15 protein-coding genes and 1 pseudogene are annotated in these 25,616 nt (G+C 54.2%); 12 read left to right on the top strand and 4 right to left on the bottom strand.

What is annotated here, in order from left to right; genetic code table 11:
* Positions 1-9 precede the first annotated feature (9 nt).
* The 3 genes from SH580_RS10620 (at position 10) to SH580_RS10610 (ending at position 7,931) form a co-directional block, all read left to right on the top strand.
* Positions 10-1,272 (top strand): 6-phosphofructokinase, encoded by a 1,263-nt coding sequence (locus SH580_RS10620; RefSeq protein ID WP_319834955.1) that lies wholly within the window; start codon positions 10-12, stop codon positions 1,270-1,272.
* Positions 1,273-1,797: 525 nt separating this feature from the next.
* Positions 1,798-5,292, top strand: a complete 3,495-nt coding sequence (locus tag SH580_RS10615; protein WP_319834954.1) for a leucine-rich repeat domain-containing protein — start codon at positions 1,798-1,800, stop codon at positions 5,290-5,292.
* A complete protein-coding gene (locus tag SH580_RS10610; RefSeq protein ID WP_319834953.1) occupies positions 5,271-7,931 on the top strand; it encodes a leucine-rich repeat domain-containing protein in 2,661 nt (886 codons plus the stop codon). The genes SH580_RS10615 and SH580_RS10610 overlap by 22 nt, the downstream gene beginning before the upstream one ends.
* Positions 7,932-8,081: 150 nt before the next feature.
* Here SH580_RS10610 and SH580_RS10605 read toward each other — a convergent pair whose 3' ends face one another.
* Together SH580_RS10605 and rlmB are read right to left on the bottom strand one after the other, a co-directional pair.
* The gene (locus SH580_RS10605; protein WP_319834952.1) at positions 8,082-8,489 is read right to left on the bottom strand and encodes a gamma-glutamylcyclotransferase family protein; all 408 of its coding nucleotides are present in this window, start codon (positions 8,487-8,489) and stop codon (positions 8,082-8,084) included.
* Positions 8,490-8,651: 162 nt separating this feature from the next.
* Positions 8,652-9,221 (bottom strand): 23S rRNA (guanosine(2251)-2'-O)-methyltransferase RlmB, encoded by a 570-nt coding sequence (gene rlmB, locus SH580_RS10600; protein WP_319834951.1) that lies wholly within the window; start codon positions 9,219-9,221, stop codon positions 8,652-8,654.
* Positions 9,222-9,449: 228 nt separating this feature from the next.
* Here rlmB and SH580_RS10595 point away from each other — a divergent pair, with 228 nt between their 5' ends.
* From SH580_RS10595 to SH580_RS10580, 4 genes are all read left to right on the top strand, one after another.
* Positions 9,450-12,014, top strand: coding sequence for a circularly permuted type 2 ATP-grasp protein (locus SH580_RS10595; RefSeq protein WP_319834950.1), 2,565 nt, complete (start codon positions 9,450-9,452; stop codon positions 12,012-12,014).
* 167 nt (positions 12,015-12,181) lie between these two features.
* Positions 12,182-13,069 (top strand): transglutaminase family protein, encoded by an 888-nt coding sequence (locus SH580_RS10590; RefSeq protein ID WP_319834949.1) that lies wholly within the window; start codon positions 12,182-12,184, stop codon positions 13,067-13,069.
* Positions 13,047-13,937, top strand: coding sequence for a transglutaminase family protein (locus SH580_RS10585; RefSeq protein ID WP_319834948.1), 891 nt, complete (start codon positions 13,047-13,049; stop codon positions 13,935-13,937). The genes SH580_RS10590 and SH580_RS10585 overlap by 23 nt, the downstream gene beginning before the upstream one ends.
* A gap of 19 nt (positions 13,938-13,956) precedes the next feature.
* The gene (locus SH580_RS10580) at positions 13,957-16,065 is read left to right on the top strand and encodes a transglutaminase family protein (protein WP_319834947.1); all 2,109 of its coding nucleotides are present in this window, start codon (positions 13,957-13,959) and stop codon (positions 16,063-16,065) included.
* A gap of 202 nt (positions 16,066-16,267) precedes the next feature.
* On the opposite strand, the gene SH580_RS10575 is transcribed toward SH580_RS10580, so the two are convergent.
* Positions 16,268-17,806, bottom strand: a complete 1,539-nt coding sequence (locus tag SH580_RS10575) for a glycine--tRNA ligase (RefSeq protein ID WP_319834946.1) — start codon at positions 17,804-17,806, stop codon at positions 16,268-16,270.
* Positions 17,807-17,898: 92 nt separating this feature from the next.
* Positions 17,899-19,278: an IS4 family transposase gene (locus tag SH580_RS10570; RefSeq protein ID WP_319834945.1), complete on the bottom strand. Its 1,380-nt coding sequence runs from the start codon at positions 19,276-19,278 to the stop codon at positions 17,899-17,901.
* Positions 19,279-19,488: 210 nt separating this feature from the next.
* On the opposite strand from SH580_RS10570, the gene SH580_RS10565 reads away from it, so the two are divergent.
* From SH580_RS10565 to purT, 5 genes and pseudogenes are all read left to right on the top strand, one after another.
* Positions 19,489-20,835: a vWA domain-containing protein gene (locus tag SH580_RS10565; protein WP_319834944.1), complete on the top strand. Its 1,347-nt coding sequence runs from the start codon at positions 19,489-19,491 to the stop codon at positions 20,833-20,835.
* A 135-nt stretch (positions 20,836-20,970) separates the two neighbouring features.
* Positions 20,971-22,917, top strand: a complete 1,947-nt coding sequence (locus SH580_RS10560; RefSeq protein WP_319834943.1) for a sensor histidine kinase — start codon at positions 20,971-20,973, stop codon at positions 22,915-22,917.
* Positions 22,910-23,617, top strand: coding sequence for a response regulator transcription factor (locus SH580_RS10555; RefSeq protein ID WP_319834942.1), 708 nt, complete (start codon positions 22,910-22,912; stop codon positions 23,615-23,617). Before SH580_RS10560 ends, SH580_RS10555 begins: the two co-directional genes overlap by 8 nt.
* A 102-nt stretch (positions 23,618-23,719) precedes the next feature.
* Positions 23,720-24,376, top strand: a complete 657-nt coding sequence (locus SH580_RS10550) for a lysophospholipid acyltransferase family protein (protein ID WP_319834941.1) — start codon at positions 23,720-23,722, stop codon at positions 24,374-24,376.
* 53 nt (positions 24,377-24,429) lie between these two features.
* Positions 24,430-25,616 (top strand): annotated as a pseudogene (gene purT, locus SH580_RS10545) (formate-dependent phosphoribosylglycinamide formyltransferase).

Raw genomic sequence — 25,616 nt, 5'->3', positions numbered from 1 at the left:
AATACGCATATGTCAGAACAACTCGAAGGAAACTGTCTTGTCGCCCAATCCGGCGGCCCTACATCTGTAATCAACGCCAGCCTCTCCGGTGTCGTTGCCGAAGCGCTCAATCACGAGTGCATCGAAGAAATCTACGGCGGCCTGAACGGCGTGCTCGGTATTCTTAATGAACAACTCATCGATCTCGCAGCCGAGTCGCAGCAAAATATCCGTGGCCTTCGCTACACTCCAGGCGCCGCTCTGGGCACTTGTCGCTACAAGCTGAAGCGCCAGGCCGATTTCGACCGCGTGCTTGAAGTTTTCGAAGCCCACAATATCCGCTACTTCTTCTACGCCGGCGGCAATGATTCTCAAGACACTGCCGATAAGATTTCCAAGCTCGCTCAAGAGCGTGGCTATGCCTTGCGCGTCATCGGCATTCCAAAGACGATTGACAATGATCTGGTCACTACCGACCACACACCTGGTTACGGTTCTGTGATCAAATACATTGCGACCACCGTTAAGGAAATCGCCGCCGACAACGCAGCCATGGGCCAACACGATTTGGTGCAAATCATCGAAGTGATGGGCCGTAGCGCAGGTTGGATCGCAGCTGGTGCCGCATTGGCCAAGCGCCGTGACGAGCCAAACGCTGCACCGCACCTGATCTATTTGCCAGAAGTCGCATTCTCTCCGGAGAAATTCATCTCTGACGTGCAACACGTTCTTCAGAAGGAGAAATATTGTGTCGTCGTCGTGGGGGAAGGTCTCGTCGATGCCGATGGTAACTACGTTTCCACCGACAGCGCGGGCGCCGATGATTTTGGTCACTCTCAACTCGGTGGTGCCGGTGAATACCTACGCGCCCTTGCAGAAGAGTCGCTGCAGGTTAAAGCGCGCTCCGTCAAGCTCGGCATGGCGCAACGCGCGGCCGTTCATTGCTCCTCGCAGGCTGACAATGATGAAGCTTACCTCGCTGGCCAAGCCGCTGTCGAAGCCGCTGTCGATGGACAGACTGACAAGATGATCACTCTAGTGCGTGGCGAAGGTGATAGCTACACATGCGAGACCGGTCTCGCCGATCTCTCTGAGATTGCCAATGGCGTGAAAAAGCTCCCTGAGAGCTGGATCAACGAAGACGGCGTCAGCATGAACTACAACTTCTACAAATATGCACTTCCTCTCATCCAAGGCGAAGTCAAGGTGCCCTACGAGAACGGCGTGCCCGCACTTGTTCAGCTCAAGATGGAGAAGGTCGACCGCAAGCTCGCGGCTCACATCTTCGAATAAAAGTGTAGCCTCAATTCTCTGAATTGGGGTCAAACCGAAACGATTTTCAAGCCCCGTCGCGATAAACGTGACGGGGCTTTTTTTGTTCAAATGCAAGTTCCAAACTCTGTTACAGGTCATACCAAAGTAGCCTCGGTTCCGTTGTGCTGGGGTTCGGTCGCCTACTAGACGCAACGGGGGCTAAAGCACCCCGCCACTTGCTTGCGAATGCATTGAAAAGTAGCCGAGCGCTTTAGCACCCCGCCACTTGCTTGCGAATGCATTGAAAAGTAGCCGAGCGCTTTAGCACCCGACCGCGTTTAGATGAGTTCTAAGCACGTATCGTATATTACTCGTTTAAAAGCAGCAGTTGGGAGAAGTCCATGTGATGGAAGTTGTAAGAGGTATTCGCATTTACTAACTGGAATATCATGTTGTAATAACGTTTTTTCTTTTCAAGGCCACTACTTCTAGGGTAAAAGCTAGGGTATGTTGCCTAGATTTCCCCTTTTGCATCGGGTCCCAGTCGTTGGGGTTCTTTCTTTTTTGATCGTTTCTCAGTCGATCGCGGACGTTTTTCCAGACCAGGATGAAGATGGCTTTATTGATGCGATTGAGTTGCGTTATGCGGGGACCTGGTCGGTCACGAACCCAGAGCTGACACCAGATCACGGCACGCCGTTGATGATTGGCACCGTTTCTACTTGGGGCGATTTTCAACGCTTTCCCGAAACGGATCAGGCGGTGGCCCTCGATGCCAGCGGTTACACTGGCTCCGAGTTTGTGCTCGTGTTAAAAGGGGACGGGCGTGTGCTGGATTGGTCGGCACAGGCGAATTCGATTCAAGAACGTTTATATGGTAGCAGTGATTGGGCCGGCACCCATCCTCGTGAATGGCGGGGCATTGTCGCTATCGAGGCGGCACCTTTCGGTGTCTTTGGTATCGATGCAGAAGGTAATATTCACTACTGCGCGGAGCCCTGGGCCGTCAGTGCGGTGCAAGGCCTCAGTGATGTGCTACAGATTGAGACTTCATACGATAGCTTAATCGCGCTGACTGTGGGCGGGAATATCGCGACTGCGGTCGATGGTTGGAGTGATCCACTAAAAGCAAAGGTCCCTGTCCTCAGTGAAGACACCGAGTTTGACGGAATTGCCGTCCGCGTTGCTGCCGGTAAGGATGTCTTTGCAGTGGTGAGTCGATATGGGAATTTCAAGCTATGGGGCACGACGGCGGCGATGGCAGCGATGGACACTTCAGCGTTTGCATCCATGCCTATTCTCGATTTTGAGCTGAGTGCGGTCGATCACTCAGGCCTCGCGATTCGAGCGTCGTCAGGTTTGTCTATTCTTTTTGGGGCCGACAAATCGGGTGGGATTGATCCTTTTGTTTCTCAAGCTGTCAAAACGCCCAACTCGACGGGCGATTTTTCAACTCTGTCCGATCATCGCTTGGAAACTTCAGCCAGTTTAAATGATGACGAAATTCACGCTTCGACTAATTGGGAATATGTGGATATCGCTTCAACTGACTCTGCGCTCTTTGGTATTACGCGCGACGGCACGCCATTGGAGTGGGCAGTCGCCGAGGAACTTGGGGTGCATTCTCCAGTCTATCTGAATGACGGTGATTGGAACAGCCTCAACGGTTTAAGCTTGTTGAATTCCCCAGTCATGTCGCTTGCGGGTCTAGAGCGGGCCAATAACCTGCAGAGTCTCTTCATTGAGCAAAGCTACATCGAAGACCTTAGCCCTTTGATTGATCTCGACGATCTAGAGTATCTGCGAGTTAGTGACTCACCGATACTCGATTTATCCGCGCTCGATCAGCTCCCTTTGCGGCAACTTGAACTGGCGGGATTGCCGAGTGCCTCTGAACTCGATAGCGCTAAAGGTTTTGAGCGACTACGAGCAGTCGCTCGACTCGAGCAGCGTTTCGGGGCAAATGTTGGCGCCTCATTGAATGCGAACTTTGGCTGGCATCATCAATTTGATCCTCAACTTGCCGCTTGGATCGGTTCAGCTCTCGAAAGCCTCGGCAGTGTGTCTACGCTTGATACTAGCCTTTCTGCTGCTGTCGGACTCGAACTTAGCGATTTACGCGGACTCTCCTTGTTTGACCAGTTAGAGGTCTTGCGGATTCCTGATCAAAACGTGGTCGACCTTTCCGAGTTGGCAGACCTGCCTCAGCTTTGGGAAGTCGATCTGAGTAATAATCCCGTCGTCGATCTTTCCCCGCTCTTGAGCCTGCGCTCGTTACATGAAGTGGACATCACCGATACGGGCGCTGCGGAGCTTTTAGCAAATGCAAGCGCGGAGATGCCTGCTGCCATCGAGTTGCGTGCCGTGGTGGCCGAATTAGAGCGTCGAGGTGTGGACGTGACCAACGATAGCTGGACTGCGCGTAACGATTGGCATTTACACTTTGCCGAAGACACTGCGGCAGCCATTCGTGACTATTTGAATCTCACTGATGTCGAGCTCACCTTTGCGCAGCTTGAACAGGTGAAGGAATTCAATGTGGATGCTCGTTTCGACGAGGAGTTTTTTATCACCGATCTCTCCGGCCTCCAATACGCATGGCAGCTTGAGGAGGTGAAACTCATTGAACAAGGCGTCACAGACATAGCTCCGCTTAAATATCTACCTAATCTGTATCGCTTATCCGTCATTCATTATGATATGTCCGAAACGGAACGTCGATTGAGTGATTTGTCGCCGCTCGCAGGGCACCCCGCACTGGAGGAAATTTTCCTGATGGGGACAAACGTCCTTGACGTTAGTCCACTTTACAATCTGCCCTTTTTGCAATACTTGGAGCTGAACAGCACCTTCGCCGACGAGTTGTACTCTTATGGTGATGAGGAGAACCCTGTCGCGATCGCGATTCGTGAAGAGGTGGCCTTACTTGAAGCATCTGGTGTGCAAGTTATCTTTGATGGTGAAAGTCGTAACGACTGGTGGCGCATCTTCGAGCCTGCGCTCGCTCTAGCTTGGCGCGATGCGTATGGGTGGGGGGATTATCTTGTCTTAAGCGATCTAGAGAGTGCGACCAATCTCTCATTTTCACAAGCAGGTATTCGTGATCTCAGCGGGATGGAGCTCGCGTATCAGGTAGTGATTCTTGATTTGGAGGACAACGTGATTACCGACCTCAAACCATTGGCTGGCGCGACGAAGCTCAGCACGCTTTCTTTGAACGACAATCCGGTCGCGGATCTTTCGCCTGTGCTCTCGCTACAGTCACTTGGCGTCTTGGATATCGACGGCACCTTTGCTGCAGAATTGTATCAAGCAGGGCAGAGGACTTTCTTACATTATGATTCGGTTGCCAGAAAGTTGTACCGTCAACTGTCCGCTTGGGATCAAGCTGGAGGTGGCTTAAACTCTGGGGGCGATAATCGAGATGACTGGTGGTGTCTCTTCGCACCAGAGCTGGCCGACGTTTTAGTCGAGGCTGCGAGAGGCGGCGATGGCGACTATACTTTGAGTTTGAGTGATCTAGACTCTGTTCGAACGCTCAGCGCGACACGTGACGACCTCAGGCCGATCGCTAGGCTGACGGGGATCCAATACCTGCTGGAACTTGAAGAAGTGAATTTGCCCGATCAGGCCATCAGCGATCTCGCTCCTTTTTCAGAAGTGCCTACATTGACTAAGCTTGATTTGAGCAACTCTAAACTTAATCAATGGCCGATCAATCGTGTCTCGGACCTCTCGCCGCTCGCGGGTAGTTTATTACTGAATAACTTGAACATCGAGAATACGGACGTCTTAGATTTGGACCCTTTACTCGATTTGCCTTCCTTATCTTCGCTACTTATCGATGGCACCTTTGCCGCAGACCTGATCATGCGGGGGGCTTCTGAAAGTCCTCGCGCTATACGAGCTAAAGAAATCGCGCAGCAATTTTCTCTAGCACCGACTTCTAGTGAACGCGAAGATTGGTGGCGCGTCTTTGATCCTGCTTTGGGCAGTGCGCTGGCGGCTGAAGTCGGCTGGGGGAGGGGGCGCTTTCTTTGGATGCTATCGAGGGACTGACAGGTTTGTCCGCGGCAGAGCAAGGCATCGTCTCACTGCGAAATGTCGACTTGGCCTATCGTTTCGATAATTTAAATTTAAGCTCCAACCCCTTGGGAGATTTGTCGCCATTAGCTGGTTTGCTGCAACTGCAGGAGTTAAACCTGGCTTATTGCAGTCTGTTTCGGGGCAGCCTATTCGATGCCGAGCCGTTGGCCTCCATTCGCAGCTTACAAGACGTAGACCTCAGTCACAATTACCTGCTGGATATTGAGCCACTGCTGGCCTTGCCTCTCTTGCAAGACGTTAACCTTTCGAGCACCTATGCCTCCGATGATTCCGAGAACCCCGCTTACTGGATTTATAAAGTCCTAAGGGCTCGTGAGGTCGATGTGACACTGGGGGAATCTCCTCTTGAGAACTACAGCTTTCTCTTTGATCCCGGCTTAGCGCAGGCGATTCGTGAGCAAGTGGGTAATGGTGTGGGGTGGAGTCAATTGCAGCAAAATCTGACTGACTTAGATGCTTCGGCGCGTGGTATTCAAAGCCTACGAGGCTTGGAATTGTGCACCAACTTGGAGTCCTTATCTCTTGGTGATAATCTGATTGCTGATCTGAGCCCATTGAGTGAGCTAACAAAGCTGACCTACTTAGACCTCGGTGTGGATGTGGGTGCATACCCAGAGGGGAATCCATTTAAGGATCTCAGTCCCTTGGCCAATTTGTGGTCTTTAGAATCTCTCAACCTGCAAGGCTGTGGAGCCACCGATTTCTCGGTGCTAGGCTCTCTGCCTTCACTTGTTTCGGTTAATGTGAGAGATACGCTTTTACAGTCCGGTGATTCGATTGTTGCGAGACTGGAGGCTTCTGGAGTTGGACTTACGATTGGTGGGGATGTGCAGTTCTCGCGAATATTGGCACCTTCTCTTTACGCCGCATTGGAGGCAGAAGATCTTCTCAGTTTAGATATCAGTGTGATGCAACTAGAGGATCACGGCATTAGCAGTCTCGATGGAATCGGGATTTTTCAGAATCTAGAGCAATTAAACGTGGGGGGCAATCGTATCACTGACTTAAGCCCTTTAGCAGGCTTGCCATTGCTACATACGCTCGATCTCAATGGCGAAGATTTTTATTCTGGTGATTATTGGGAAGAGGGGACTTACAACGCAGTTTCTGACCTCTCCGTGCTGACGACGCTTCCGAGCTTGAGCACTTTCAACGCGCGTGGAAATCACATCTCAAATATTGAACCGCTCTTAGACTGTCCCGCGTTAAGCAATGTGAATGTGACAGATAATTTTCTTTTGGTCGATTATTACTCTGGTTCTGGGGTGAGTCCAAATTGGGTAATTGCTCAGCAATTACAAGCTCGTGAGGTGAACGTTTACTTAGACACAGATCGTACCGATTGGTATCGTTTATTCCCGGACCCTGTGCTGTCTGACTACTTTAGAGAAAAGTATGGTTACGGAATGTCAGCTTCTCAGTTGGCGCAAATTGAGAGCATAGATATCACGGAGCCCGTCACGGATCTCACTGGCTTGGAAATTCTTTATAATTTAGAAACACTCAAGCTCTCCAATTGCTATGCACAGGACTTGAGCCCCCTTTCGGATTTGTCGAATCTGACAGAGCTTACCTTAGCACGTGAGGACGAGACAGAGGTTCGTTTGATCGAGGATCTATCACCACTAGCCGGTTTAAGCCTGTTAGAGGACTTAAATCTTCAAGGCCAAGGCGTGAGCAATATTGATGTCCTGCTTGAAATTCAGACTTTGCAAAATGTGAATCTCAGCGGTAATTACCTCGACACCCGCGAAGGCAGTTCGGTGGATGCTGTGCTGCAGATGCTAGGATACGTCTTTGTTGACCTAAGTAATCAGCGTGATATCTGGAATCACATCAGCGACGCAGGCTTGGAGAGGGCGATCCGAAATCAGCTGAATCTGAGCCCCGATCAAGCAATCACTCAAGCCGATTGGGAGGCATTAAGGCTTTTGGTGGCGAAGGGCTATGCGATTGAAGATATTGACTCGCTTTCACTGGCCTCAGAGCTCGGAGTGGCAGTTCTTGCTGGCAATAATATTTCCGATCCATCTGTACTCGCTAATTTAGAGCGGCTTGGGTTGATTGATTTATCCAATGCCCCTGAGGTATTCCCAGAGTTGGAGAATGCGGTCACCGATCTATCGACCTTCGCTGGATTAACTAATTTGGAGCGTCTTTACTTAATGAATAATCAAGTGGCGGATGTTTCGCCGCTGCTAGAGATGCGCGCTCTGAACTATCTCATGCTCGATGGCAACCCACTCGATCTACGCGAGGACTCGGACACTGTGCGACTCTTGGAAGCATTGATTGCTCGGGGCACTAATGTGTTTTACGATGATCGCTATCGTAGCGGACTCGCTGAAGTGCAAGATAACCCGCAAGCTTATGGTCTCTTCGAGGAAGCCCAATTACGTGGCCTCGCCTTGGGTAAGCCAATTCTAGAGCAAGTGGATGGAGCATTTCAATTACAGTTGGACGTCTTTGAGAGCACCGACCTCATTGAATGGTTGCCAGGGCAGGGGAGCTTTCAGGAAGTCGAAGGGCAATTGATTTGGACGCCTACGAATCCGGGCACCACAAAATTCTATAGCATCGAAGCACAGTAATACCAATTCGCAAAAAGTTGAAACTAATCGAAATGTTTTGCGTAGCTTCGGTTCTCAGAACTGGGGAGATGTCTATCGCCCCCGAAACTTAGTTTCAAGGCTAGTTTCGGAGCGTCTACTGGATCATGCATATCCTGATATTAGTATAATTCACACCGGCCAGTCACCGCTTTCGATGCGCGTGCCGCCATGTTGGGCGATCTTCTCGGCCGTCATTTCATAGATCCACACTTCATCCAGTGGCTCCCCTTCGGAGGTAAAGCAGTTCACCCGCAGGCGGTTGTAGTCATTCTCCACTTCCGGTCGGCCCGGCACATAGCCCTCCAAATAGTCCAAGCCCGCGAAGGCCGCGGCATCCGCCATTTTCAGCACATAGCCCTTCACCCATTTGTCACCTTTTAGTAATAATCCGGGGTAGCCCACGTGCAGGTCGTAGAGTTCCCCATGGATTTTCGCTGGCACTGGCTCCGCCGCCAGTTTGCCCGCACAAAACTCCGGCCAGTAGTGGCCCCCGGGCTTCAAGGTTCCATACACAAAAACTTTAAAATCAGAGTCCATGTTTATGACATAAATTATAAACTACAGATCATACTCATGCGAAGTCCACGCCTGCAGGATCGTCAATCTCCCGCGCGGCAAAAGTCACTCAGAACTCGCCCGCACATGCAGGGAATCGTTCCATTCATCATTGGATCTTGGACGTTCAATGTTCGACGTTGATCACTTCATCCGCTGACGCACGCATTCATACAGGCATACACCTGCCGACACTGAGACATTTAAGCAGTCCACAGTGCCTGCCATCGGAATGCTGACCAGATGGTCGCATAGATCACCAGTCACCTTGCGCAGACCCCAGCCTTCGCTGCCCAGCACCAATGCGGTTGGCTGCTTGAAGTTTACATCGTAGAGCATTTCACTGCCTCGATCCGAGGTGCCCACTATTTGGATGCGTTGTTCATGGAACTTACGCAGGAGCATGCCGATATTCTTCACTTTCAGGAAGGGCACATCGTCTGCGCCACCGCAGGAAATGTCGCGCACTGTTGGTGTGATGCCGCAAGCGCCCTTGACCGGTGCGAGCACTGCAGTGACACCTGCGCCCGAGGCCGTGCGTAGGCAGGCACCCAGATTATGTGGGTCCTGTACGCCCTCCAGCACCAAAATCAGGGGATTTTCTGTGCGCTCGATCAGTTCGAACAAATCGTCTTCGTTTTCAAGATAGACGATTGTGGGTCCCTTCGAGTGACGAGGTGGACGTTTGATTTTGTGAATAGAATTACGGCCCATGATATGGAAGCGCGGTGCGCTGAGTGGAAAGTTGAAAGTAGAGAGTGAAAACTTGAAAAACAGGGATCATGCCGCTTTCCCCTCGCAGGTAAAGCGGCAAGTGGAGAGCAGCAGCGGAGGCTGAGGCGACCAATGATGAATTATGCGATAACTTGGCAATGTCTTTTGCAGGCGATTGCCGGAGATTGGGCTTTCAATCGCTCAAATCGCGATCCATTTTGACGGATTATGCGTAACATCGACGAAACCAGTTCGAAGCTAGATCCTTTTCGTGACTTTCACGGGGAGGCCTCTTCTGCTGCGTTTGATTGTCACGGCATTGCGCGCAAGCCCTACTCTCCCATCGTGGATGTGATTCGTTCTTGTTCCAAGAGCGATCTAGGCCAACGTCAGAAGCGGCTCAATCATGCGGTGGAGGAGTTGGGCTTGCAGTTCTCGGATGTGACCTCCAGTCGCTCCAGTGCGAATCCTTGGCGTTTGGACTTGTTTCCGCTTTCGTTGAGTGCGACGGAGTGGCAGCGTATTTCATCGGGGGTGGTGCAGCGTGCGCTGGCTTTTAATGCCTATGCGCAAGACCTTTATTCGGAGCAAAATATTTTGCGTGAGCGTGTGATACCGCACGATTTGGCGCTACGTGATCCGGCTTTTTTGCGTCAACTAAGTGGGATTGAGGTGCCTTACGGCGAATACTCTCAGTTCGGTGCCTTCGATCTGGTAGATGCGGGCGAGGGCGATTGGCGGGTGGTTGAACATCATATGGGGGCGCCCTTTGGTTTGTCGCATGTGCTGCAAAACCGGCGTATTCTCTCGCAGGTCTTTCCTGAGCTGTATGAACGTGTGGATGTGGCCCCGGTCGCGGGCTTTAGCACCTATTTGCTGGAAATGTTGCGCGCGCAGTCGAGTCGGGCGAATCCGCATATTCTTTTGTTGACCAGTGGTCAGCCGGGGCAGGCCTACTTCGAAGAGGCATTTATCGCGCGTCATATGGGGATTTCTATTGCGCAGCCCAGTGACCTTTTGGTGCGCGAGAGTTGCGTCTTTCTGAAGACGATCCGTGGCTTGGAGCCTGTGGATGTGATTTATCGTCGCGTCGAAAGTGCGGCGCTGGACCCGATTGCGGTGCCGAATGCAAATGCTTTTGGCTTGCCGGGGCTGATTAATGCGTGGCGACAGGGAAATGTCGCGATCGTCAATGCGCCTGGTTCTGGAGTGGCCGATAACCGTGCTTTGCTACGATACAGCGACCGTATCATTCGGCAGTATCGTCATGAGAGCCCCATTCTTCGCTCGGTGGAAACTTTTCACCTTAGTGATGTGGATCAGCGGGATTACGTGGCGGAGCATGCGGCGCAGTTGGTGCTCAAGCCCATGCAGGACCATGATATGCTTTGGCAGATTTGCGGTGGGCGACCGGGGCAATCCATGGCATCGATGGAGCGGCTGGCCAAGCGTCATCCGGAGTATTTCGTGGCGCAGTCGATCCCGGATCCGGCCATGTTACCACAGTTTAAGGATGGCGAGTTCACCGCGAAAGGGGGCTACTTGCGGGTCTATTATATTTTAGGTAAGGAGCCGATTGTGTTGCCGGGTGGAATGGTGCGGCAAAAAGTGACAGGGCATCGCACTCGCCGTTTAACCATTGCGACCGACGGGCTCAAGGATGTCTGGGTGCCGGATAGTGTGGTCAAAGATTCTGCCCCTAAGCGCCTGCCGACCGCGATGGGCGAGCGCTTTTCGATCAGCAGTCGTATCGCGGAGTCGCTCTACTGGGCGGGGCGCTATTTGGAGCGTGCGGAGAATACATCGCGTCAATTCCACACTTTAGAACGTTTGCGCTGGGATCAAATGGCGCATGCCGAGCAGCGCACATACTGGCCTTTATTGCAAGCCGTGGCCGCGGCCACGGGGCAGAGCGATGTCACCAAGCGGAAACGTCCGCCGCGTGATACCTTGCCATTTTCCAAGAGTCTTTTGTTGGATGCCAATAAGGGGGCTTCGGTGCGCGCCTGTATCGGTCATGCGCGCAACTGTTTGGAGAAGGTTCGCGAAGTGATCAGTCCGGAATGTCGTGAGGTCTTGGAAGATATTACGCTGTATCTGAATGTGGAAGCGAAGCGAGTGGTGACCCGGGCGCGTTTGACCGAGCTGTGCGAGCATATCGTAAGTGAACTGGCACGTTTTAATGGCACGGCGGAACGCACCATGCCGCACGATGACACCTGGCAGTTTTTGCGGATTGGCATTTTCTTCGAACGTGCAGTGGGGGCCTTAGCGGTTTTGAAAGTCGCGATGCCGCGCTTGATTGAAGCCTATCATGAAGTGGACGAAGAGAGTGCCGACTTGACTGCCTTGCTGCGCTTGCTGGGCTCTTTGGACGCGTATCGCAGAGAGTTTCGTTCACGTGCCTATGTGGATCGTATTTGCAGTTTGATCTTACAGGGGAAGCACGTGCCCAGTTCGGTGAATTTCTGCCTGCGCAATCTGGACTATGCGATTAGTACGCTTTCCCATGGCGAAGATCGTGCCTTGGGTGGGGACTTGCGTCAGCAGATCCGGGTATTGCTCGAAGTTCTGGCTCATTTTCCGTTGGCGCAAAGCCCGATGGGAGAGGTCGACTGGTTGGATGCCGGTGAGGTACAGCCTAAGTCAATGCATCATACTGCGGATTTTGTAGGCGAGGCTTTCTCCGGGCTGGCCGAACAGGTGGAAGCTTTGCATGGGCGACTCGAAGACATCTTTTTCAGCCATCAGGATGTTTTTGCGCGTGAGCCCACGCTCTTTGCTATGGATTAGGCCTAGACGGTGGCCTGCAGTCAGAGACTAAAAAATAGAAAATGAATTCTATAGCTAACAATATCTCTTTATTGCTTACAAAGTGGCAATCCTTCTGCTCTCAGTGCATGGTTGTGTTGTTACCGTTGACTGACCTCTGGCATCCGACCTCTGTTTACTGATTTTTCATGCGCTTCCGAGTCTCCCATACCACCGAATATAAATACGCAGTGCCGGCTTCCGAGTCGTTTGCTGAGTTACGGGTGTGGCCGCAAACCAACGATTCGCAGCGTATCATCGAACGACGTCTGGACATCACGCCTGCCACGAAAGTGGATCATTATGTGGATTACTTTGGCAATCATGTTGAATTTTTCACGATCCCGCATCGGCACAACTCTTTGACGGTTACTTCCGAAACTGAGGTTGAGACCTTTGCCGTAGAGCCGCCGGCAGCGGCGCTGGAGATTTCTGTCGGGGAGGTGCGGCAGATTTTCAACAGTATGCGTTATCAATTGTTCGAATTTTTGGAGCCGAGTTTTCATGTGCCGCTCAATCAGCACCGGCGCATTCGTAAGCAGTTTTTCAAGCAAGCGGACTCGTATGGAGATTCCCTGCGCACACTTTACAGCTGGATCTTTGAGAATTTTAAATATCAGTCGGGCTCGACGGATATCTCCACGCCCATTGCGGACGTGGTCAAGCAGCGGCGCGGGGTGTGTCAGGACTTTGCTCATTTGATGCTGGCGATTCTACGTAGCAATGGAATCCCCGCACGTTATGTGAGCGGCTATATCGAAGCCTACGATCCTGAGAAGACCGATGCCTCGCTGATCGGTGCGGCGGCCAGTCACGCTTGGGTGGAAGTCTATCTGCCCGGGGGCACCTGGTGGGGGCTCGATCCGACGAATAACCAAGCCGTCGGCGAACGGCACATCGAAGTCGCCGTGGGGCGGGACTACCGCGATGTGGCCCCCATGCGTGGCACGTATAAAGGTGCCACCGATCAACGACTGAACGTCATCGTCTCTCTCGAACGAACCAATAAAGCGCATGAAATTACGAATCCAGCATAGGACTGCGCACACTTACGAGCGCCCCGTCAGTTTTAGTGACCACGCCCTGTTTCTACGGCCGTTGAATAGTCACCTGCGTCATGTGACGCACTTTGAGGTCAAGACTACGCCGGCATCGCGCCAGCGATGGGTGCGCGATGCCTATGGGAACCTAGTCTTGCGTTGCAATTTTGGTTTGCTGGAGTCTCAGGAATTGAGCTTCGATACGATGACTGAGATTGAAGTCGGTGAGGATAACCCCTTCGATTTTATTTTAGATGCTTATGCCACAGGCTATCCTTTCAGTTATCGTGAACCGGATTTAACTGCGCTGCGCCCCTATGTGGGCACGCAGCCAGCCAAAGGAGCGGGGCGGGTGTTGGATTGGTTTTATACAGCAGTGCCGAATCCGATGCAGCATGCCGATGTCGTGCAGTTTTTATCAGATCTGAATGCTGCGGTGGCGCGTGAGATTGATTATGTGCGTCGTGACGAAGAGGGTATTCAAGATCCGGATACGACGCTGCAGCTTGGTAGCGGGTCTTGTCGTGATATGGCCGTGCTTTTTATTGCGATCACCCGGCAGATTGGCTTCGCGGCCCGGTTTTGCAGCGGTTATTTATATGATCCACCAGTCGAGGGCAGCGGAGAGCATCTTTACAATCGTGCAGTGGGGTCTATGCACGCTTGGGCGGAGGTGTATTTACCGGGTGCCGGATGGAAGGGCTTCGATCCCACCAATGGTATTCTCGCGAACGGATTTTTTATTCCCTGCGGAGTCTCGCATGATCCCAAAGCCGTAGACCCCATCCAAGGCTCCTTTTTTGCCAAAGACTCCGTCGCATCGACGATGGAAGTCAGTCTCGAAATCGAAAGGATCGACGAATGAAGCCCCTACGAATTTTACTATGAACTCAGCCATCCAATCCCTCGCTAATCAAGTTGAAGACTCGCTCCAGTCGCAAGGCATTGCCTTAACGATGGGGGGCGAGCCCACCTTTATTCCCGCCCATCCTGATGCTCCGGAGTGGAATAATGCCGCCATGGGGGAGCAGAAGCTTGGCTACGCGCGACGCATGACGGCGGAGTTGATTCGCGAAAACTACCCCGGAGCCTTGACGATGCAGGTCTTTGGCAAGTGGTATCCCGGCGAGCCTCTGCCGCGTTGGAACTGTATGCTTCTGCACCGCAAGTCGGGGGAGCCGTTGTGGGCGGAAACAGAGCGGATTTTATTGGATGATGTGGAGGGGCAGAACGACCCATTGGCTGCTGAAGGATTGATGCAGACCACGGCGGATCAGCTCGGCCTGAGCGATTTTGTGCTGCCAGCTTACGAGGCCGAAAAGTCGACGCCGACCGGCTGGGTCTTGCCGATGGATTATGTCGAGGGAGCGTGGAGCTCCGCGGAGTGGCCGTTTTCGGACTCAAATCCCTTGCAATTGTTTATGGGCGACAGCCCGGTCGGACTGCGTTTGCCGCTGGGGGATCTGGCTGAGGGGACGATGCGCACTGCACTCACCATCGAGGTGCGTCACGGTGCTTTGGAGATTTTTGTGCCGCCACTCGATTGGGAGGGCTTCCAAGCCTTGATCGCATTTTTTAATGCGACCATCGGGGCGAGTGAATTTAGCGATATTGTGTTTTGTGGCTATGCGCCCAAAGCGGCGGGCGACGAGTTGCTGAAGTTTGGACTGGCCGCGGATCCCGGCGTGCTGGAGGTGAATCTGCCTCCGGCGGCTACCTGGGCAGAATACGATCGCTTTCTCAGTCAGTCCGCGCGGGCCGCCGCCACGGTTGGTTTGCAGTTGACCAAGCAGCAACTCAATGGCGCGATTTATGGTACCGGGGGTGGTGCGCATCTGGCCTTTGGAGGGCCGAGCTTAGAGCAAAATCCCTTTCTGCTTCAGCCTAATCGTATTGTTTCGATCTTGCGTTACTGGCAGCGTCATCCAGCGCTTTCGTATTTATTTACGGGGCAATATGTCGGTCCCGGCAGTCAAGCGCCGCGTGTGGATGAGGGCCCCATGCATTCATTGTATGAACTTGAAGTGGCTTGCGAGGGAGTGCAAGGGCTCGCGGGTGCGCCGGAGGGGGAGTTGTTGGATCAGTTCTACCGCAACCTGCTAACCGACTCATCCGGCAACACGCACCGCACCGAGATTTGCTTTGATAAGTTTTGTAATCCGTCTGCGCCCAATGGCAAATGGGGCATCATCGAATTACGCGCCTTCGAGACCTTTCCGCGGATCGAGACCATGTCGGTAATCGGGTTGTTCGTGCGCACGATCATTGCCCGCCTGTGCCAGGCGCCCTTTACTGAGCCACTCCATCGCTTTGGGCCACTGTTGCATGATCGTTATTTCTTGCCCGCCTTTTTATGGGAAGATGTGCAGGCCATCTGCGATGATTTGGCCGCGCATGGCTTCGCCTTTGAGGCTGAGTGGTTGGAGCCAGTGTTGGCATTTCGTTGTCCCAGTGTGGGACAATTAAAGGTGCCGGGTGGACACGTGGATGTGCGGCAAGCCTTCGAGTCCTTTCCGCTGATGGCGGAAGAAAGTCAGGGGGCCAATACTGTGCGTGTCGTCGATAATTCGAGCGACCGTTTGCAGGTGACGCTGTCTGAGCCGGGTTTAGCTGAGGAGGCTGTGCTATTGGTCAACGGTGTCGAGGTGCCCTTCGAGCTAGTGGATGGCAAAATGATCTGTGGTGTGCGTTATAAATGTGCGAGTGCCTATCCTGCCTTACATCCGCATGTGCCGATTCAGTCGCCGCTGGAGTTTGAATGGGTCTCGAAAAGTTCCGGTGAAACGATGCAGGCCGCGCGTTATCATTATTGGAATCCCTTTGCGCCGATTTATGAAGGCCGTCCGCAAGACGCAGAGGAGGCGGCGCAGCGCCGATCGGAGCGTTGGCAGAGCGCCGATGATCTGCTCGGGCGCAAGCCAGAGCAGTTTAAGCCCAAGCTTGCTCCTGAGTTTAAGCATACCTTGGATCTGCGCCGACAACTGCGCAGTTAGGCCTCGCGTGCATCTGATTCGTCGGGGCTTCAAATCTTGTGGGATTTTTTCTGCAGAATGATTGTTCGCTTAAGCTTATTTCAGAGGTCAGAGGTCAGAGGTCGGAGGTCGGAGGTCTTCCCGGCTTATATACACTTATGGACAAAAAAATCCCACAGTCTTTACGGCTGTGGGATTTTGAAAATTGATTCTCGAGCCGGTTCTAGCCGTCGATTTGTTCTTCCAGGAATTCGAACAGCTCGGCTTCGGTTACGCGGCGTTGTTCGCAGGTGTCGCGATCGCGTAGCGTGACGGTGCCGTCTTTTTCGATGGTGTCGAAGTCGATGGTGATGCCGAAGGGGGTGCCGATCTCGTCTTGACGACGGTAGCGACGACCGATCGCGCCGGAGGCGTCGTAGAAGACGTTCCAGCGGCGTTGTAATTTCTTGTAGAGCTTCTGGGCGACTTCCACCAGTTCGGGCTTATTCTTGAGTAGCGGGAAGACGGCGGCTTTGACAGGGGCAATCTTCGGGCTGAACTTCATTACAGTGCGCTTTTCGACTTTGCCCTTGTCGTTGGGCACTTCGTCTTCGGTGTAAGCAGCTGTCAACACGGCCAGCAGTGTGCGGTCGACGCCGAGCGAAGGTTCGATGACGTGGGGCACATACTTGGTCTTGGAGGTCTCGTCGAAGATCTCCATGGATTTGCCAGAGTGCTTCTGATGCTGTTGTAGATCGTAGTCACTACGGCAGGCGATACCCCAGAGCTCTTGTTCGCCGTGGGGAAACTGATACATGAGGTCGGTTGTGGCCTGTGAGTAGAAGGCGAGCTTCTCGGTTGGGTGGATGTCCTCGGTGATGCCTTCGCGGGACAGGCCGATTGAGACCAGCCAGTCGGTGCAGGTGTCGATCCACTCGCGGTGGAGCGCCTTCCAGTCGGCGTCGGGCGCGATGAAGTATTCGATCTCCATTTGTTCGAACTCGCGCGAGCGGAAGATGAAGTTACGCGGTGTGATCTCGTTGCGGAAAGCCTTGCCGATTTGCGCGATGCCGAAAGGAATCTTTACGCGGCCGGTGTCGACGATGTTCTTGTAATTGGCAAAGATGCCCTGTGCAGTTTCCGGGCGCAGATAGGCGACCGCAGAGTCGTCGGCGAGTGGGCCCACCTTGGTCTCAAACATTAGCTTAAATGCGCGCGGTGCTGTTAGCGTGCCGACCTTGTTGGCGTCTGGCGCGAGCGTCAGTTCGCGCTGTGCATCTGTGGCCTCGGTAAATTCCGTGTGGTCGCTGCTGAGCGCGGCTTCGTCGAGCTTCGACTGCTTTTTGTCGAGATTGTCGCGTAGCTTTTTGGCGCGTTTGATGATGCTGGCGCTATCGGTGCCTTCTACAAATGCGACATAGCCGACGTTTTCGCCGTCCAGAATGACGGGCGCGAAGAACAGTTGGTCGGCGCGGTAGCGACGCTTCGATTCTTTACAGTCGACCAATGGGTCGGAAAAGCTGTCGATATGTCCGGAGGCCTTCCAGATGTCGGGGTGCATGATGATGGTCGAGTCCAAGCCTTCGATATCATCGCGGCGTTGCACCATGTCGCGCCACCAAGCTTGCTTGATGTTGTTACGTAACTCGACACCGAGTGGGCCGTAATCGTAGAAGCCATTATAGCCACCGTAAATTTCAGAAGATGCGAAGATAAAACCGCGGCGTTTGCAGAGGCCGACGATATCTTCCATAAGTGCGTCATTGGATGCTGGAGCTGTCATAAGCGGTCCAAAGATGGTGTTTGCGTGTGAGGGGTCAAGTTGAATGGGCAGCCGTTTGATCAGGTTGGAGTTCCGCCTTTAGGCCAATGTCTTTAAGGATTGGTGACTTCTATAGTTTTAACAACTCGTTTTGACTGGGCAACTTTAGTTTTTGGCCAGTCTTTTGTGGGTTGTCGTAGGGTTCTGGGGCAAGTTCTAGGTCTTCGTTTTTTAATAACGGCATCATATATAAGATCATCTAAGAGTCGCTGTATCCACTGAGCCAGCGCTTGCGGGGTGATCAAGTCTGCACCGACTTGCAGTAGCTCGCACAGTGCGGCTGTCTTGTGCAAAACCTTGGCAAAGCTGATGCGCAAGGGCTCAACGCCTGCGGCAGAAGCGACGCTTTGGCGCTGCTTGGCGATCAGCGCGGCCGCTAAGAGCATCGCGAGCACTTCTTGGGCTGCGGTTTGCGGAGTGAGTGCGTCAAGTAGTTCTCCGCGGGCGTGCAGGTGGCTTTTGAGTTCTCGGAAGAATAACTCTTCCTCCCAGCGTGCGGCGTAAAGGGCGATCAGTTCTGTGGCTGGGCTGGTGGTGTCATCGAGCAGACTCGTCCACAAGCGTATTTGAAGACACGAACGGTGACCATTCTGGTCTTCATAGCAGACTCGACCATAGATCTCACGTAGTTCGAGTACCCCCACCTTCTTGCGTGTGGATGGATCAACCGCTTTGACTTCGACTAGCCATGAACCATCCGCGAGTTGCCGCGTGCGCTTGGCTTTGAGATTAGACTTTATTCGAACCAGAACGTAACTGTGTGTGCGCCGGAGCATTGACCAGAGTCCCCAGATCAGCGAAGGATAACCGAACAGTCGGTCGGCTAAAAGCAGACTGCGCTCGGGCAGATCCTGCGCCGCAAACAGTTGCCGCGCGAGTGTCAACTCGCCCTCGCCTTGCCAGCCTAAACGGGTGCCCAAAGGTTGGTGCATACCCAATTCCACCAGGACAACTGCCAGCAAATGCGCGAAAGCAGGTTCACCGCTACCGCGGTTGCAAGCCACTTTTGAAGCCTGTTCATTAATGGTTCCGGTATTACGTAAATTGAAACGAGTCCCGTCGATGGCCACCAACCGATATGCATGATAAAAGGCCTGCACATCTCGCTCACGGTCGGCTAACGGACGTAGCGCGATAGGCAGTATCTCTTCGATCAGCTTCTCGCCAATCGACAAGGCCCGCTGGCTGAGCGCGCTGTCCGAGATGCGCACTCCGGATACCGCCTTGGTATTAGACGAGAAAGTACCCGAACGTGCCAACTCATGGTAGACCCTGGACATCAACCATTCCCAGCCATTTAACTTGGCTTGGCCACCACCGCGAGGACCGTGCTGCGCGAAAATCAGAGCGCAACTCTCACGGCTAAATAGCTCCTCAAAGGCAGCTGGAAAATTAGAAAACAACGGGAAACACAAGGAGGTGGATGCGCTCATTCATACAAAAGAAGCAATCGTACTAAAAGTACGAGTCTTAAATGATTGCGCTAACTAAAATCCAATCCTTAAAGGCATTGGGCCTAAAGGCGGAACTCCAACTCCATGACAAAATCCTGACAATCCTTTTACGGGGGCATGACGACATTTGAGCGGCGATTCGATATTCTGTGGGGGCAATCACGCATTCTCTCAAAACAGATCAATATTATGAAAAATCGAATTCCTAAAGTTTTACTCACCTTGGCGCTCGTCTGCGGGCTGACCGCCCAAGCCGATATCATTCGCACCGCTGAAGTTCTGCAGGTCGATGCGGCGCTGGATCGTCCAGTGGTGCCTGCGAATCAGGCAGAGGACGTGGTGGTGCAAATTAAAATTCTACCTTCTGATTTGCCGAACGATCGAGAGCGTCCGCCTGTGAATTTAAGCTTGGTGCTGGACCGGTCCGGCTCGATGAGTGGTGAGAAAATTGAACAAGCGATTCAAGCTGCAGAAGTCGCCGTTGGACGACTGGGGCCGCGTGACCGGGTTTCGGTGATTATCTACGATCACGATGTCGAAACCTTGGTGTCGTCGCAGCATGTTACCCCGGCGGGACTTCGGGCGATGAAGCGTGCGCTGCGTCAAGTTACGGCGCGGGGCAATACTGCGATTTACGCAGGGCTGAGCCAAGCAGCTGCAGAGCTGCGGCGTCATCGCGAGGACGGCTACATTAATCGTATGATTTTGCTCTCGGACGGTTTGGCCAATCGTGGTCCTTCGCAGGTGGCAGATTTTCGTGCTCTGGGGCGTGCGCTGGCCGGTGAGGACATGGTGATCAGCACCATTGGTCTCGGTCTGGGCTTTAATGAAGATATCATGACGACTTTGGCCGACGCCGGGCAGGGGAATACGTATTTTGTCGAAAATGCCGACGATCTGCCGCGGATTTTTGCGGGAGAGCTGGGCGATGCGCTCAATGTTGCGGCCACCAATATCGAAATCATTGTGCGTCCGCGTGGAGGGGCGCGCATTATCAAGAGTCTTGGGCGCGAAGCCGAGCTCAACGATGGCAGCGCGCGCTTCCGCATGCCGCAGGTCTATAGCGGTCTGGAAAAACTGGCGCTGGTCGAAATGCGTGTGCCCAAAGGTGTGGTGGGCGCTGTGGAGGACTTGATCGAAGTCGAAGTCAATTATAACGCGGTGGGTGAGTCGCATATGCGCACACAGCAAGTGTCGGTTCCGATTCGTTACACGGATGAGGTGGAGCAAGTGGTGGCTGCTGCGCGCAAGGACATTGCGCAAAATGTGGTGGATAATCGGGTGGCGGAGGCCAAGGAAGCTGCCATTACATACGCCGATGCCGGGGATCGCGACGAGGCGGCCAATCGCCTGCGCAGTGTGGTCGGTCAGATTTCAGCTGATTATGGTTTCCTCGGCGATGAGGTGCTCGCTGCGCCGAGTGCTGTGTTGGAGCAAGAAGCCGATCAGGTGCAAACGAAGGGCTTGTCGAATGAAAAGCGTAAGAGCTTTCGTGCCGATAGTTACCAGTCGCGTAACCAGCAGTCGGTGCAGTAGTGTTTTATGTAGGGGCCTGACTTGTCACAATGCCATTGCATGTGAACACTGTAGCACGACGGCGAAGCCGTTGTGAGCGAACTGCGGGCGTGACAAGTCGCGCCCCTACGATTTCAATCTCCAATTCTTCCTCCTATGCGCTTCCGTCCTGTCATATTTGCCTGGTGCCTCCTCTTCGGAGCCACGCTGGCGATGGCTGCGGCCGCGTGGTGGTTGCTGGGGCGCGAAGCCGATCGGGTGGAGGCTTTGGCCGCCGGCACTTTGGCCAACCGGACGGCATCGGTCGCCGAAAGTATCGATTTATTAATGGGCGAGCTGCGCGACGGGGTCCGCGAGGGGTTGGTCGCCGTGCGGACGGTGCCGGAGCCGCGCATCGCGCTGGCCGAGTTGGTTGAGGGCAATCCTTATATCGCGGCAGGCTTTTACTTTCGCGGCTCGGACGCGGTGACGGCTTGGTTCGGTGAGCGCGGGCAATTGCCGTCGCCAAGCTCGCTTCGGGCGGGGGACGGTGAATTTCCCTGGACTTTGCCTGATTTTGAGGACGAGCGTTTGTTGCCGGAGGATGTGGTGCAGGCGGCCCCAGTTGCCGCGCGTACGTCCAGTGCGCCAAGCGATGCCTATGCGGCGGCCCCTGCAGCTGCGATGGAAATGGATGCTGCCTACGCAAGCGCTGGAGATGAAATAGAAGTGCCTGCGGTGCAGCAGAAGGTTGTTTCGCAGAATATAGCTTTGAAAGAGCAACGTGCTGCGGTGCGTAAGGTCAACGTCGATAATCGGGTGGGGCTTAGCAGTATTTTTAGTTCCTTGGCAGAGGACGAAGCCGAATCGAAGGCGGATGTGGCAGACTTCGCGGAGTTGCCTATGCCAGCTTCGCCAGCGCGGCAGCGCTCAGGTGCTGCGCAGCAACTGGCGGACCGCGCTCCCGAGCTGAGTTCGCGGGAGGATGGCGCTGACGCACGCGCACCGATGCGTCAAGCGTGGGTGAGTTCCATGGTCGGCGGGACTGAAGCGTGGATGGCGTGGAGTGGCTTGCCGGATCGTGAGAACTATATTGGCGTCTGGCTAAACCGGGAGGCCATTGTCGCCGAGCTTTCCAAAGCGATCAGCCTATCGCAAAACGAGGGGCTGCGTTTTCGCCTAGTGGATGCGCAGGGGCATGTGGTCGCGGGAGATTATGCGCCGCGCTATAGTAGCCGCGAAGTATCGTTGGTGCCAGAGCTGACTCTCGCAGTGGGCAGTGCGCTGCCGCAGTGGCGAATCGAGACCTTTCGTGCCAATGGCGCGAATACCTTTGGCAGTAGCTTTCGGTTGGTGGGGGGGCTCTTTATCGTGGGGCTGAGTGCGGCGATCTTGCTCGGCTCGACGCTCTTGATTTGGCAAGCGCGTCGCGATGCCCGCGATGCTGAGCGTAAGACCACCTTTGTGGCGAATGTATCGCACGAGCTGAAAACGCCGCTGACCAGCATTCGCTTGTTTGCCGATATGTTGCACGCTGGACGTGTCAAAGATCCCGACAAGCAACGCGCGTATTTGCAAAATATGGTCAACGAAACGCAGCGGCTCACGCGTCTGGTAAATAACGTGCTCGATTTCAGTCGGCTGGAACGCGGCCAACATCGCGGCCAGGTTGCGGCGATTGAGTTGAGCAGTGCCGTTCGAGAAATTGTTGCGGCTCAGGTCGATCGCCTGCAAGCGGACGGCTTAAGTATCACGGTCGCGACGCCGGATGAGATGTTGGAAGCCCATGTCGACCGCGATGCATTGGAGCAAATACTGCTTAACTTGCTCGATAATGCGGCTAAATATGCCTCCTCCGGCGAGCGCGCGGAGGTGGTGCTCACGCGTGAGAGCTCCGGCTGGTGCTTGCGCGTCACTGATTACGGAGCCGGCATCCCGGCCGCCGAGCGCAAACAAGTCTTTAACGCCTTTCATCGATCGGATGATCGTTTGACTGCAGAACGCCCCGGCTGTGGGCTCGGCCTCAGTATCGCGGCGCGATTGGCCGAGGAAATGGGCGGCACGCTCAAGCTCGAATCAAATCACCCCAGCGGTTGTTCCTTTATTTTACAAGTCCATGGCTGATCCCAAACAGATACTCATTGCCGAAGACGACGCGAGCATTCGCCTGGTTTTAGTCGATCTTTTAGAAAGCGAGGGCTATCGTGTGGCTGTCGCGACTCAGGGCGAAGAAGCGCTCGCGCTCTTTGAATCTACCAGTCCCGATCTGGCGATTCTCGACATTATGATGCCTCGCTTGAGTGGTTACGACGTCTGTCGCGCAATTCGCAAAAGTGACGCGGCCCTGCCCATCATTATGCTCAGCGCCAAGAGTGAAGAGATCGATAAAGTGCTAGGCCTCGAACTGGGCGCAGACGATTATATGACCAAGCCCTTTGGCGTGCGTGAGTTACTGGCGCGAGTGAGTGCCGCACTGCGGCGCGCCGCCAACAGCACTTGCGCCAACCAAAGCGGCGCGGAGAGTCCGGTGTACTTTGGAGACATCCAGCTCGATCGCGCGCGGCGTCAATTATTACGCGGCGATCAAGAGCTTCCGCTGACTCAGTTAGAGTATAAGCTGTTGCTTGCATTTATCGAGCATGCCGACCGCGCGTTGAGTCGCGATGAGCTGCTTAACGCCGCCTGGGGCATCGATTACCAAGGGACCACCCGCACCTTGGATCAGCACGTTTCGCAGCTACGGCACAAGATCGAACCCGAACCCGCGAAGCCGCGCTATCTACTGACTGTGCACGGTTACGGCTATCGCTATAAGCCCGAGTGACAGAGAAGCGGGGGGGGGCTTTCAATACTCTTTCGCAAACGAAATTCCTGTGGTGCTACGGCATTGCCATTGCATTGGAAGCGATCATCTTTCCATTACATTATGTCTGACACCCATCAAAGTCCTGCCGAATTAAAGTGGCATGAGCGCCTGCTGTTGGCGGTGCTCGCCTTGCTGATGCGACTCTGGGGACGCACTTTGCGCTTTCACTGGGGCGCGGATGTGCAGGCCTTTATCGATGCCGATCCAGAGCCGTCGGTTGTCATTTTTTGGCATAATCGGCTGTTTGCGGCACCGCTTTTTTATGTGCGCTACTTCCGGCAGCGGCGCTTGGCAACCTTGATTAGCGCCAGCAAAGATGGCGCGTGGCCCGCCGTATTTGTTAAACAACTCGGCATGCACCCCGTCCGCGGCTCTCGCTATAAGCGTGGCCCTCAGGCAGTACGTGATCTCATCGCGGCCCAACGAAACGGTCACGATGTGGCATTGACGCCCGACGGCTCGCGCGGTCCGCTCTACGATATGAAATCGGGCGCGGTGACAATTGCGCTGAAAACCGGGGCACCGATTGTCTTGCTGTCTTTTAACTACTCGGGGGCCTGGCGCTTGAAGAGCTGGGACCGTTTTTATGTGCCCTATCCCTTCAGCCGAATTGAAGTACGGATGGACGATGTGGGCCCTTGTTCGGGTTTAAGCGAAGATCCCAAGGAGGCTTCTGCACTGTTGAAACCACGAATGGACGCGATTACGCGCGATTAGATTCGAAGTGCGCACGCTTGACGCGCAATCGTCTTCCCCGTCATATCCCAATCATGAATGTCACGATTGGAACGCCATTAAATCTTCAGCGGTCAAAGTGCTCCTTTGCGGTTCGGGAGAACTGGGGAAGGAGGTCGTTATCGAGCTCCAGCGTTACGGCGTCGAAGTGATCGCGGCGGATGCCTACGCGGATGCGCCTGCGATGCAGGTGGCAGATCGGGCGCATGTCGTTTCCATGTTGGATGGCGCAGCCCTGCGGCGGATTATCGAAGCGGAAAAGCCTGATTATGTGGTGCCGGAAGTCGAAGCGATCGCCACCGACACATTGGCTGAACTGGAGCGTGAAGGTGTCGCCACCATCATCCCCACCGCGCGGGCCACTCAGCTGACTATGAATCGCGAAGGCATTCGCCGCTTGGCAGCGGAAGAACTGGGCCTCAAGACATCGCCTTATCGGTTCGCGGCCACCGAAGAAGAATTTAATGCTGCGATTGCAGCCATCGGCCTGCCCTGTGTGGTCAAGCCGATCATGAGCTCCTCCGGCAAGGGCCAAAGCACCGTGAAAACTACCGAGCAAATCAAAGCGGCATGGGACTACGCGCAAGCAGGTGGGCGTGCTGGCAAGGGGAAGGTCATCGTCGAAGGCTTTGTTGATTTCGACTACGAGATTACCCAACTCACCGTGCGCCATGTCGGCGGCACCTCCTTTTGTGATCCGATCGGGCATACGCAGGAAGACGGCGACTATCGCGAGTCCTGGCAGCCGCAGCCGATGTCGCCCGTCGCGCTCAAGGAGGCGCAGGCTTACGCGCTGGCAATTACGGATGCGCTTGGTGGACGTGGCATCTTCGGCGTGGAGCTCTTTATCAAGGGGGATGAGGTCATTTTCAGTGAAGTATCACCGCGCCCCCACGATACCGGCATGGTGACTATGATCTCGCAGGACCTCTCCCAGTTTGCGCTGCACGCCCGAGCGATTCTAGGGCTGCCGATCCCCAACATCGTGCAGCATGGCCCCTCCGCCTCGGCTGTGATTTTAGTCGCCGGTGAGTCGGACAATGTTTCTTTTGGTCATTTAGGCGAGGCGCTGAGTCAGCCGGATACCCAGCTGCGCCTGTTTGGTAAGCCCGCCGTGCAAGGCAAGCGGCGCATGGGGGTGGCCATCGCGCGCGGGGCCAGTATCGACGAAGCCCGTGCCAAGGCCCGCCAAGTCAGCTGCGCAGTCGATGTGCAGCTTTGA

This window comes from Coraliomargarita algicola, assembly GCF_033878955.1.
Taxonomy (GTDB): domain Bacteria; phylum Verrucomicrobiota; class Verrucomicrobiia; order Opitutales; family Coraliomargaritaceae; genus Thalassobacterium; species Thalassobacterium algicola.
This window is presented reverse-complemented; position numbering and strand designations above follow the sequence as displayed.

Excerpts from the sequence above, each read along its gene's own strand:
- SH580_RS10620 (WP_319834955.1), top strand. The coding sequence starts at position 10 with ATGTCAGAACAACTCGAAGGAAACTGTCTTGTCGCCCAATCCGGCGGC.
- SH580_RS10605 (WP_319834952.1), bottom strand. The coding sequence starts at position 8,489 with ATGGACTCTGATTTTAAAGTTTTTGTGTATGGAACCTTGAAGCCCGGG.
- rlmB (WP_319834951.1), bottom strand. The coding sequence starts at position 9,221 with ATGGGCCGTAATTCTATTCACAAAATCAAACGTCCACCTCGTCACTCG.
- SH580_RS10595 (WP_319834950.1), top strand. The coding sequence starts at position 9,450 with ATGCGTAACATCGACGAAACCAGTTCGAAGCTAGATCCTTTTCGTGAC.
- SH580_RS10590 (WP_319834949.1), top strand. The coding sequence starts at position 12,182 with ATGCGCTTCCGAGTCTCCCATACCACCGAATATAAATACGCAGTGCCG.
- SH580_RS10585 (WP_319834948.1), top strand. The coding sequence starts at position 13,047 with ATGAAATTACGAATCCAGCATAGGACTGCGCACACTTACGAGCGCCCC.
- SH580_RS10580 (WP_319834947.1), top strand. The coding sequence starts at position 13,957 with ATGAACTCAGCCATCCAATCCCTCGCTAATCAAGTTGAAGACTCGCTC.
- SH580_RS10575 (WP_319834946.1), bottom strand. The coding sequence starts at position 17,806 with ATGACAGCTCCAGCATCCAATGACGCACTTATGGAAGATATCGTCGGC.
- SH580_RS10570 (WP_319834945.1), bottom strand. The coding sequence starts at position 19,278 with ATGAGCGCATCCACCTCCTTGTGTTTCCCGTTGTTTTCTAATTTTCCA.
- SH580_RS10565 (WP_319834944.1), top strand. The coding sequence starts at position 19,489 with ATGAAAAATCGAATTCCTAAAGTTTTACTCACCTTGGCGCTCGTCTGC.
- SH580_RS10560 (WP_319834943.1), top strand. The coding sequence starts at position 20,971 with ATGCGCTTCCGTCCTGTCATATTTGCCTGGTGCCTCCTCTTCGGAGCC.
- SH580_RS10555 (WP_319834942.1), top strand. The coding sequence starts at position 22,910 with ATGGCTGATCCCAAACAGATACTCATTGCCGAAGACGACGCGAGCATT.
- SH580_RS10550 (WP_319834941.1), top strand. The coding sequence starts at position 23,720 with ATGTCTGACACCCATCAAAGTCCTGCCGAATTAAAGTGGCATGAGCGC.